We start from the raw sequence: 9,918 nt of genomic DNA on the forward strand, positions 1-9,918 counted from the left end.
GTCGTCGGCACCCCAGACAAGTTCCCCGTCCCAAGCCAAATCCGACATTCCCCGCGGGTGGTCGCCCGGCTGTCTGATAGAGTCGAGCAGAGCACCGTTCCGGTCGAGGCGCCAGAGCCATGGTTCCTGATCCGGTCCAAGCCCCGATAGATAAATGCGCTCGCGCGCAAACGCCACGCCGTAGAGTTCCGTCGCTGCAACCGCCGACCCGGGTGCCAACACCAGCCTCGTCTGCCACGGGTTGAGGTTGCGCGGCACCGCCGGCTCCCTGAATTCGGTATTAAAGCGCAACTCCCCATCACCGGGATTGCTAAACTGGCCGTCAATGCGGGTCAGGTGCCCGCCCGGAGATGCGATCTGCAGGTCCGGATCGAAGGTCATTTCCAAGCTGCACCAGCGCAGTGCAATGTCGTTACTGGCAGTCTCATTCTCGCGAATCGTCAGCCAGCCGCTGCGGTAGGGAAGGTAGTCTCTCGCGTCAAGTGAAATCTGGTAGTTCGACACCGGAACGGTCGGGAAGCGGTAGTCGCCGTTTTGGTCTGTCTCCGCTTCTAAACCGTCTAGGCTTATAAAGACGCCGGTTACCGGATCGCCTGAGAGCGCTTCCGTGACACGGCCTTCAAGGGCACCAAAGGTCGATCCGGTGTAATAGGTTATCGGGACTAATGTCTCTATAGTATCAGGGTTGGCGTAACGAATGACAAGCCGGTTGGCATTGAAACCGGTGCGGGCGTTGGCAGCACTGAACCGAAGCAGCACCCGGTCTTCGAATCCTCCCGGTATCACCAGTTCGTTACGGTTGATGGTGAGCCATTGTTGATTCGGGTCGTCGAGGAATACCTCCGCCCGCAGCATCCCTTCGCCGAGATTGTTGGCGATCAGGACCGCTGCACTGTCACGCCGGGAAATGACGAAAAAGGCCTCAGGTGTAAGCGCGAGTTCGGATGGAAGCCAGGAGGTTACGGTCAAGTCAACTGGAACCGTCACCCGGGGATTCGCAGGATCGTTGGAGGTGATCAGGATATCGCGCCGATACTCGCCCGGCTCGGATGTGAGACGGGAGTCGATAGTGAAAAAGACGTCCCGCGAGTCGTCGGGCCGGATTGTTCCGGCAAACCGTTCAAGCAGCAACCACGATGCGCCGCCCTGGAACCAAAGGACCGCATTGCCCAGCAGGAAGTTCATGTCGTCGTTATACTGCCACCAGTTCATTCCCAGATAGGCAATGCCTCCGCGTCCGTGACGGCGGGCTGAAATGTTGGTGAATTCCTCACCCCAACCCTCGATGCGGGTCAGTTGTTGGGATTCAAAACCGATAGCCCGGTGGACGTTGCAGGTTCTAAGGGCTACAAAGTTGGGGATGCCCGCCGTTATCGGGTGGTCGTTTGAGGTGCAATTCAGTTGCTGTGCCAACGATGCGATGCGGATCGACATCAAGCCGGCACCCTCAAGCAGACGCGCGATTCCCCCTGCTGACTCGGCTCCGACGATGTAACCGCCCCGGTCGAGAAAATCGCGAAGGACATCTGTCCAGGTGCGCCCGAGGTCGAAGAGAAACCCCTGGCTGGCACCCGGCTGCTCGGGAAGAACCAGGACGTGGGCATTGCTCAAAACCTCTTCCAGGGCATCCGGAGTATAGTCGTTGAAGTCGATCCGGCGCAGATCGGCCTCTATGGTCGAGAGTCCGGTAATCAGATTCCCGAGCCGCCATTGGTCGGTGGCAAACCGCGTCCAGAGAACGACATTGACGGTGACATCGCGACGCGGCACCCCGAGCGACACCACGACTTCGAGCGGTTCATCGCCATCGTTGGCAATGTTGAGCACACTGTTCTCGACCGTGCCGTGTGGCATTTCGAACGCGAACTGATCGGGATCTACGAGGATGGATGGCAGGGCTTGAAGTCCGGTGCAGACCGCGAGCAAAGCAATCAAGGCAGGGCGTAGAAGCATCGGTTCCTGACTAATCAAGATGAGACAAGATCGGCGCAAACTTCCCTTATGGCTTGCAATCCGCGTTCCAACGTCGCGTGGTCGCAGCCAAACCCGATGCGAATCGCAGTCGGATCGCCGAAGAAATGGCCGGGCTGAACAAGTACGTGATACGTCCTAAGTAGCCTCTCAGCAAGCGGCCCGGCATCGCCTCCACCCTTGAGACGTGCAAAAATGACGATTCCGCCATCAGGTGTGACATAGTCGAAGAGGCCGGTTGAATCGAGTGACGACTTGATGATCGGAAGGTGAACGGCGGCACGCCGTCGGGCTGCCGCGAGCAGTTGTGATGAGCGTGCGTCTTCGTTGAGAATTTTCCAAGCAATGTACTCCGTCGCAAAAGGCTGCACGACATGCGCATAGTCGAACGCTCTTTGCACTCGCCAGACAACCTCGCGCGACGCAATGACCCAGCCGATCCGCAGTCCCCCCAGTCCCCAGGCTTTGGTGAGACTTCCTGTGGCAATGATACGATCCTGTAATCGCGCCGACGTTAGCCATTCCTGCCCGGCGAGGAAGGGGCGAAAAATCTCATCGACCAGGAGGTAACCCCCGCGCGCGGCAACGCCCTCAGCAAGTGCCGTAATATCCGATTCTTCTGATGCTACACCGGATGGATTGTGCAGGTTGGTGATTACCGCCAGGGTCATCTGCCCGGCTGGCAATACTTCTGCTGAAGGCAAACGATACCGTTCCGACGGCTTACGTTCAAAGTAGATCGGCGCCTGGCCGGTAACGGCTTCAATGACGGCGGGAAACGGCCGGTAGCAGGGACGCTCGAGCACCACCCGATCTCCGCTGCCGCACAGCGCTGCGATGACACCGAAGTTGCCGCCGGAAGCGCCTGGCGTGATGGCAACTTGCTCGAAGGCAACCCCAAAGCGGCTTGCCAATAGTTCCCGCAGCGGCCGCCAGCCGTACACATTTGGTCCGCCGAGCGGTAGATCGGTGATGTCCAACCCCAGATCTGACAGGCTTGAGGGCCCCGCAACACCGCTGCGAGAGATGTCGATGACATCCTCAGGCTGTTCCTTCAGCCAATCCAGGAGGTCGATGACGCCAAATCTCATTCTAACTTCCTCGGGCGAGTATCGCGGCGGGTAATGGTCTTCAGTGCGCCGGGGCGAATGCTCACCTCGAACGACTCGGACGACGGAAAGGGTGTTCCGTCGAGATGGATGTTGCCCGGATAGGTCCGCTCGATATGAATCGTGCCGGCGCGCCGATGCACATAGCCCGGTATGGCATCGAGTCGCATCCTAAATAGTTCGGGAGTCATCTTGATCAAATCTACGAGACCATGCCGGGGGACAATGCAGATATCGAGCATTCCGTCTCGCTCCGATGCCTGAGGAGCGATGGTAACGCCGACCCCATATTCGCGCATATTAGTGATGCTAAAGAGCATGGGGCGTCCGCGATAGTTCCAGCCACCCGGCTCGGCAGTGAGGGTAATCTCCTGGGGCTCGTATTGGAGATAAGTTGCCAACGCAGCAGAAGCATAGGGCAGCACCCCGCGGAACCGGCTTTGATCGAAGACCGTCGCAACGACCGCCTCCCAGCCTATCCCACACGAAACCAGGAAGATGCGCTCGCCGACTACGCCGACGTCGATCGGCTCGATCACCGGATCGTGGAGCAGTTCCAATGCCCTTTCGATACGGAGCGGAATACCGACGTTGCGGGCAAAGCCGTTTCCGGATCCGGTCGGTATGACCCCCAGTGCGGTGTCGGTGCCCGACAGCGCCTGTGCGGTCAGGTTGACAGTGCCGTCGCCTCCCACGGCTACGACCGCATCGAGGTCCTTCGCAGCTCCGTCACGCGCAAGGGTCAGGATATGCTCAGCATTTAGCGACCGGACGACCTGGATGTGTCGTCCTTCCGGACCGAAGTGCCTCCGAATCAGATATTGGAGGCGGGTGACGAACTTTGGCGTCCCCGACCGCGTGTTGATGATAAAGAGGTAGCGCACCGCCTTTTACTATGGACAACCTATAAGTTAGGTTCGTTGCGTCGGAGATTGCAACCGCTGTGAGCGCAGGTCGATTGAGGAAGAACTATCGATGCTGTTGAGGGGGGGCGTTTGATTTGCAGACTCTCAAGCCTAACTTGGATGAATGCTCCCCGTTAAGTTCAGATATGGATGCCTAATGGTCTTAGCCATCTTCGCATCCCTGCTAATGCCTTTTGCCGGACTCTCCGCAGCCGAGTGGGGCGTTTCGTTATCGCTCTTTCCGGTGTCGGGAAACCTCCCGTCGTCGAGGCCTGGAGCAATGCCATCGGCAGCCTACTGGATAGAATCGGTTTCGGGATCGATCTGGAGATTCGACGCCTCCTATGGAGCGCCGGACTATGAGGAATCTGCCGCGCTTGTTGCCAGTGGCGACACACTCTATCCGCTAAAGAACGGTCGGATCGTTGCCCTGCTCCTTGGACGGGAGGTAAAAGTGAACTTCAGGAACCAGATGACAAGGCTCTATGTGCTGTTGGGGCCCGGTTGGTATCGGTCATCGGTGGGATCGGATCATCGTAGCGTTCTGACCGTGGGCTACCGGGCCGGTCTCCTGATAGATTTCGCGACCTCCAGCCGTTGGATCTGGAGTGCCGGGTTCAACTACGGTGGGACGGCCTGGCGGGGAACGCCTCACACCGATGACCGGCCAGCACTCGAGTTGGCCCTCCGTTGGCATTCGGGAGTGGGCAGGTTTGCAGACGATTGACTTGCCCGAAGAAGCAACTTATATTGATTTGACATTGATGGGAGGCGCTAATGGATGCATCTCCCGACCTAACTTGAATCGCTCAGCTACAGGAAGACTATGCGGCGAACGGTATCTGGATCGCTGATCGTCATTCTCCTTTTTTCACTGACGCTGTTTCCTCATCACCTTGATGCCGCTTCGCGGACCAGTCTGACGCTGACTGGCGGCGGCGGGCCGGCGATTGGCTGGTGGGGCGAGCGTTGGTCGCCGTTCACCAGCGGCGAAGTGAATCTCCGCTATGAGTTCCGTCGTGGCACCGGCATCTTGATGTTGGCCGGGCTTTCCAAGACTTATCTGGCAGACCTCTCGAATGAAACCATCGCCTCCGAGTCGCGCATTCGCGATATAAGGCCCGAGCATCAGCCTTACACCACGATTATCAACGCTTCCCAAGACGGCAATTTCAAGCAGGTGCCGCTCGGTTTCGGGTTCTATCAGGAAGGCTTGATCGGAGGCTTGCGTGCCTACGGTTCGGGCGCGTTCGTCGTCCACCTCTGGAAATTCGAGCGGAATCAGGCGCTGACCGAGAGGGTTACTCCGCCGCAGTCGGATACGCTTACCTATAACGACAACTGGAACGACAAACAGGATGGCGCCAACGCCGGGTTACAACTTGCCGGGGGAGTGCTTTATCCGATACGCCGCGATCTGTTCATCGACGCCTCTGTAGCCTTTCATATCCTGGCTATAGACGAAAAATATGCCGGGATTGCCTACTACGGCTATCCGGCAAGATCCTGGACGTCAGAGCGCCGCAGCGCCAGAGGTGTCGAAAAGGGAGCCAGTTTCCTTATCCTTCGGGCCGGCGTCAGGTGGGGAAGTTAGTTGTTTGCAATAGAATAGTGGAAGACGAAGCAAAAGGCAGCGACAGGTGTGCGATAGGGGATGTTCCAGGTGGGACAGCCCCTATCGGTTTTTGGAGTATGGAAAGACTGCTATTCTGGCGCGAAGGCGAAGCCGCGTTCGGTTTCCCGCACCCGTCCGGCGGTATGGAAGGGGTCATGTTCGAAGAGAATAAGCCACTCCTCTTGTGCCGCTTGCGGTATGAGGCGGCGCTTCTCCTCGAGGGTCGTAACCGGATAGAGGTCATAAGCCATAATCCACGGCAGCGCGAATTGGGAGTGCAACGGTATCAAATCCGCGCCGTAGAGAATTGTCTCGCTCGCGCTGCGTAGTCGCGGCAACTGCAGAGCTGGTGTATGGCCGTTACAGATCTCTAGATCGAATCCCGGCATCAGCTCCCAAGGCCCGTCAACAAGTTGAACGACGCCCCGCTCGATGAGCGGCTCATAGTCCTCGGCAAGATAACTCGCCTTGTCGCGTTCGAGTCGCGATCTGGCATGGTCAAGTTGTCGCTTCTGAATGTAATGGGTCGCCTTGGGCAGCGCCGGATGCCGTTCGCCGTTCCTTACGACGGTTGAACCACCGCAATGATCGAAGTGGAGATGGGTCAGAACGACGTCGGTGATATCCTCGACCGCAAGTCCGATCGCGTCGAGACCGCGTCCAAGGTAGTCGTCGCCGCCGCGATAGGCATAGACGTCTTGAAACTTGGCTGTTCGTCCCGCTCCGAAGCCGGTATCGATGAGTATCCGCCGGTCATCAGACTCGACCAGGAGACAGCGTAACGCCATTTCGATGCGGTTGTTCTCGTCGGCGGGATGAGACCTTTGCCAAAGCACTTTCGGCACGACGCCGAACATCGCACCACCGTCGAGTCTGAACCGGCCGAAGTCGAGCGCTGTTATCCTCATCCCCCCAATCTCTCGCTGCCAGAGTTGACTCAACGGGCTGCCTGTTCGATGGTCGCTGCCAAACTGGCGCGCTGATCGATGGGCCGGCTCAGGTCATATTCGACGACTATTCGGGTTGTTCCTTCGCTTCGGGTTATCAGGAGTTTACTGCCGTGAAACGAGGCGTAGCGCGATGGGGTTCGACCAAAGTAGATTGGGCGGGGATCGCGGCGATCGACGAGCAGCAAATGATCCTCGCCTGAGTGCAAGAGGAGCCACCGCCCGTCGGGTGATAGTATCAAATGCTTGATGCCCGACCAATTCAGGTCGGCAGTCACGGCGCCGCCGGTCAGCGCCCGCCTCAGGACGCCCTGGCTCGTCACGAAAAGGAGCGTGTCCCCATTGGGAGTAAAGACAGCCGCTTGCACCGGCTCGCCAATGCGCAGGACAGTCGTCAGTTTTCGGCTGGCGGGTTCCAACCGGATCACCTCGACCGACGCTCGTACACTTCCGCGATCGCGACGCAAAAGGAGGAGGCTGCCATCCCGTTCAAGATGCGGTCGCACCGGGATCAGATCGGCGTCCGTCGTAAGCCGGATCGCATCCTCTCCCCATCGCGGCCGGACGCGGTAGAGGCTGAAAATGCCGCCGCTGCCCGGCTCCCAATCGCGTTCCCCGGACCCGTAGAAATAAATCCAATTGCCGTCATCGTTCACGACCGGCCAGGCGATGGCACGGAGGTTCTGTTGATGCGCCTTCATAATGGGAGCCGGTGTTCCCCCATCCAGCGCATAAATGTAAGGATCCGACTCAGCGCTGCCGTAATTCTTCAGGAAATAGAGTCTTCCGGTTGGCGCAACGTGCCCGTCCCAACCGGAAGTTATGGTGCGCGAGGCAAATGGCTCCCGCCCCAAGAGTAGGGCGATGCGCCGGACCCAATCGGCATCCTGCAATAGATCGGAGCGCCGCGAGGCGGCCAATTTTAGATTAGCACCGGTTTCATCGAATGCGCCCGCTGTTAAGCCTCGCTCGATGCGTTCACGAAGTAGAACGGGGTCGTCCGGTGTTGCCGCAACGCGCTGCTCGAGCATCACCCAGTCGAGCCAGGCAGCGCCCAGAAAAAAGGCGACCTCCAGCCGGACCGAGTCGGCAAGAGCCTGCCCCGTTGTTGCTTTCAGCCATCTCCGAGTATAGTTGCGAACGGCGACCGAATCGCGCGCCCGGCAGCCGGCGATAATCGCCCGCGACAGCAGATCGGGCTTGTCGCCCTGCTTTGCCAGAAGATTGCCGATCGCCTGCTGTTGATAGGAAAAAGCGATGCGTTCGTACTTTTCATCGCCAAGAAGGGTGCTGGCAGGATTGGCGATGGAGGCCGTATTGGCACTGTCCGGGAAGGTCGTAAGTGTCATTTTCACTTGGGCTTCCATCTCGGCGGCTGATTCGGAGGCGGCAATGGCTTCAAGCAAGGCGACGTGGTTCTTCCACCGCTTGGGATTGCTTTCAACCGACTTCTTGAAGAACCGAACGGCCTGCAACGCATTGCCGCGCTCCAACCAGTATTCACCCGCCTTGTAGTCGGCATCCTCGAAGAAGGTCTTGCAACCAACCGCAAGCAGCGAACCGCACAGCATGACAAGCGATAACCGGCAGACGTGTTGGATTCGCATACGACTCCTTCCGGTAAGACCTCATTTCGATATGCCGCACCCACGAACGACGCGTAGGGTCGGATTCCTATCCGACCATTTAGGACAAACGAACGACGCGCCGGGTCGGATTCCTATCCGACCCTTCAGGAATTCGTGCAGGAACGCAGTTGGACTTAGCCTTCTTCGCTGAGGAATCGCTCGGCGTCGATAGCTGCCATACAGCCGCTGCCGGCGGCGGTTACTGCCTGGCGATAGACGTGATCTTGCACGTCGCCGCAGGCAAAGACTCCGGGGATCCTTGTCCGGGTCGAACCGGGGACGGTAATCAGGTAGCCGCTCTCATCCATGTCCAGCATCCCTGCGAAGAGTTCGCTGTTCGGCTTATGTCCGATGGCGAGGAAGACGCCCTGAAAGGGATGAAAATCCGCATGACCGTTGTTGACGCTGCGAATCCTAAGCCCTTCGAGACCCTTGTCGGCGGTGCCCACATATTCATCGACGATGCTATTCCACAGATAGTCGATCTTGGGATTCTCGCGGACCCGGTGCTGCATCACTTTGGAGGCGCGCAGTTCATCGCGGCGGTGGATCATCGTCACTTTGGAGGCGAATTTGGTCAGGTAGGAGGCTTCCTCGCAAGCCGAATCGCCGCCTCCGATGACGGCAATCTCCTTACCGCGAAAGAACCACCCGTCACAGGTGGCGCAGGCCGAGAGGCCATGCCCCATCAGCAAGTTTTCATTTGGGAGGCCGAGCAGTTTGGCAGTGGCTCCGGTGGCGATGATGAGGGCGTCGGCAGTCCGCTCTTCGCGACCGACAGTGACGGTGAATGGGCGCACAGACAGGTTAACCTTTGAAACCTCGTCGGTGATGTAGGTTGTCCCGAAACGTCCAGCCTGAGCGCGAAAGATGTCCATCAACTGCGGGCCCATGATGCCCTCGGTGAAGCCGGGGAAATTCTCGACTTCGGTGGTGATGGTCAGTTGCCCGCCCGGTTGGACGCCCTCGATGACGAGCGGACTCAGGTCGGCACGAGCGGCGTAAAGCGCCGCAGTTAATCCGGCCGGACCGGAACCGATGATGATGATGCGATGATGATTTCCCATTTGAGCCGCTTATGGATGCCCCAAGGTTGTTGCGCCGGGCTTCCACTCGACAGGACAGCGTTCACCGGTCTGCAGCGCCGAGAGGACCCGCAGAGTCTCATCGACCGACCGCCCGACGTTGTTGTCGTGCACCAAATGGTAGCGGATCACACCATCGGGGTCGATGATAAAGGTCCCGCGAAGGGTGTGCCCCTTCTCCTCGAGGAGGACCCCATACTGCCGGGAAACGAGATGCGTCGGATCGCTGAAGAGGGGGTAGCCGAGGTCGCCGAGATCGCTACGAATCCAGGCGAGGTGGCTGTAGGTCGAGTCCACGCTGCCGCCCAGTACCTCGGCACTAAGGGCGCGAAACTCAGAGAGACGTTTGGCAAACCCGGTGATCTCTGTCGGACATACGAACGTGAAATCGAGCGGGTAAAAGAAGAGGATGACCCACTTACCGCGGTAGTCCGTCAGTTGGACTGGTTTGAAGGAGCCGTCCGGCATCACCGCTTCGAGCGTGAAATCGGGGGCTTTGGTTCCGACTTGAAGCATAAAACCTCTTGAATGTTATGATTATTATTGAATTGTATTGTCTTGTCAACGTGTTTACAATCAAGCAGCTTTTGGAGCCGCGATAAGTCGTTCTGCTGGGGTGCAGCCGTTTAGTCTATAGCCCTGATGCGGGCGGTTACAG

Annotated in this window: 9 protein-coding genes; 2 read left to right on the plus strand and 7 right to left on the minus strand. The window is 58.5% G+C overall.

What is annotated here, in order from left to right; genetic code table 11:
* From FJY67_09740 to FJY67_09750, 3 genes are all read right to left on the minus strand, one after another.
* The coding region (locus FJY67_09740) for a carboxypeptidase regulatory-like domain-containing protein (GenBank protein ID MBM3329733.1) at positions 1–1,953 on the minus strand (1,953 nt) is incomplete at its 3' end.
* Between the two features lie 14 nt (positions 1,954–1,967).
* A complete protein-coding gene (locus tag FJY67_09745) occupies positions 1,968–3,062 on the minus strand; it encodes a pyridoxal phosphate-dependent aminotransferase (GenBank protein ID MBM3329734.1) in 1,095 nt (364 codons plus the stop codon).
* A complete protein-coding gene (locus FJY67_09750) occupies positions 3,059–3,964 on the minus strand; it encodes a hypothetical protein (protein MBM3329735.1) in 906 nt (301 codons plus the stop codon). The genes FJY67_09745 and FJY67_09750 overlap by 4 nt, the downstream gene beginning before the upstream one ends.
* Before the next feature lie 178 nt (positions 3,965–4,142).
* Here FJY67_09750 and FJY67_09755 point away from each other — a divergent pair, with 178 nt between their 5' ends.
* Both FJY67_09755 and FJY67_09760 read left to right on the plus strand, forming a co-directional pair.
* A complete protein-coding gene (locus FJY67_09755) occupies positions 4,143–4,712 on the plus strand; it encodes a hypothetical protein (GenBank protein MBM3329736.1) in 570 nt (189 codons plus the stop codon).
* A gap of 99 nt (positions 4,713–4,811) precedes the next feature.
* On the plus strand, positions 4,812–5,579 hold the full coding sequence (locus FJY67_09760) for a hypothetical protein (protein MBM3329737.1): 768 nt from the start codon (positions 4,812–4,814) through the stop codon (positions 5,577–5,579).
* A 110-nt stretch (positions 5,580–5,689) separates the two neighbouring features.
* On the opposite strand, the gene FJY67_09765 is transcribed toward FJY67_09760, so the two are convergent.
* The 4 genes from FJY67_09765 to FJY67_09780 form a co-directional block, all read right to left on the minus strand.
* Positions 5,690–6,541, minus strand: a complete 852-nt coding sequence (locus FJY67_09765) for an MBL fold metallo-hydrolase (GenBank protein ID MBM3329738.1) — start codon at positions 6,539–6,541, stop codon at positions 5,690–5,692.
* Complete coding sequence (locus tag FJY67_09770; protein MBM3329739.1) at positions 6,538–8,154, minus strand: hypothetical protein; 1,617 nt, start codon at positions 8,152–8,154, stop codon at positions 6,538–6,540. The genes FJY67_09765 and FJY67_09770 overlap by 4 nt, the downstream gene beginning before the upstream one ends.
* A gap of 155 nt (positions 8,155–8,309) precedes the next feature.
* Positions 8,310–9,242, minus strand: coding sequence for a thioredoxin-disulfide reductase (gene trxB, locus FJY67_09775; GenBank protein MBM3329740.1), 933 nt, complete (start codon positions 9,240–9,242; stop codon positions 8,310–8,312).
* Between the two features lie 9 nt (positions 9,243–9,251).
* A complete protein-coding gene (locus FJY67_09780; GenBank protein MBM3329741.1) occupies positions 9,252–9,776 on the minus strand; it encodes a peroxiredoxin in 525 nt (174 codons plus the stop codon).
* Between the last annotated feature and the right edge of the window lie 142 nt (positions 9,777–9,918).

The organism is Calditrichota bacterium (assembly GCA_016867835.1).
Taxonomy (GTDB): Bacteria; Electryoneota; AABM5-125-24; order Hatepunaeales; family Hatepunaeaceae; genus VGIQ01.

What these genes read in the sequence shown, in the direction of transcription:
- FJY67_09745 (MBM3329734.1), bottom strand. Translation starts at nt 3,062, where the DNA reads ATGAGATTTGGCGTCATCGACCTCCTGGATTGGCTGAAGGAACAGCCT.
- FJY67_09755 (MBM3329736.1), top strand. Translation starts at nt 4,143, where the DNA reads ATGGTCTTAGCCATCTTCGCATCCCTGCTAATGCCTTTTGCCGGACTC.
- FJY67_09760 (MBM3329737.1), top strand. Translation starts at nt 4,812, where the DNA reads ATGCGGCGAACGGTATCTGGATCGCTGATCGTCATTCTCCTTTTTTCA.
- FJY67_09770 (MBM3329739.1), bottom strand. Translation starts at nt 8,154, where the DNA reads ATGCGAATCCAACACGTCTGCCGGTTATCGCTTGTCATGCTGTGCGGT.
- trxB (MBM3329740.1), bottom strand. Translation starts at nt 9,242, where the DNA reads ATGGGAAATCATCATCGCATCATCATCATCGGTTCCGGTCCGGCCGGA.
- FJY67_09780 (MBM3329741.1), bottom strand. Translation starts at nt 9,776, where the DNA reads ATGCTTCAAGTCGGAACCAAAGCCCCCGATTTCACGCTCGAAGCGGTG.